Annotated in this window: 1 protein-coding gene; it reads left to right on the forward strand. The window is 65.6% G+C overall.

Annotated elements, in window-relative coordinates:
* A partial coding sequence (locus D3D01_RS22650; protein ID WP_158600569.1) for an alcohol dehydrogenase catalytic domain-containing protein occupies positions 1 to 532 on the forward strand: 532 nt, incomplete at both ends.

Raw genomic sequence — 532 nt, forward strand, 5'->3', positions numbered from 1 at the left:
GTACGAGGGGCGGACGGCCGCGGAGCCGGGAATCGTGTTCGGCCACGAGAATATGGGTATCGTCGAAGAGGTCGGCGATGCCGTCAGCAGTCTCGAAGTGGGCGACCGCGTCGTCGCGCCGTTCAACGTCGCCTGTGGCTTCTGTGAGAACTGTGAGAACGGCTACACCGGCTTCTGTACGAACGTGAATCCGGGCTTCGCCGGGGGAGCGTACGGCTACGTCGCCATGGGCCCTTATCAGGGTGGGCAGGCCGAGAAGCTCCGCATCCAGTACGCCGACTTCAACGCGCTCAAACTGCCGGACGGACGGGAACACGAGGACTCGTTCGCGCTGCTCGCGGACATCTTCCCGACGGGCTGGCACGGCACGGAACTCGCCAACCTCGAATCCGGTGACTCCGTCGCCATCTACGGGGCGGGTCCGGTCGGCCTGATGGCCGCTTACAGCGCCAAACTCAAGGGCGCGGCCGAGATTTACGTCGTCGACCGCGTTCCCAGTCGCCTCGCGCTCGCCGAGGAACACTGTGACGCC

The sequence above is a fragment of the Haloarcula sp. Atlit-7R genome (assembly GCF_003666065.1).
GTDB classification, from domain to species: domain Archaea; phylum Halobacteriota; class Halobacteria; order Halobacteriales; family Haloarculaceae; genus Haloarcula; species Haloarcula taiwanensis.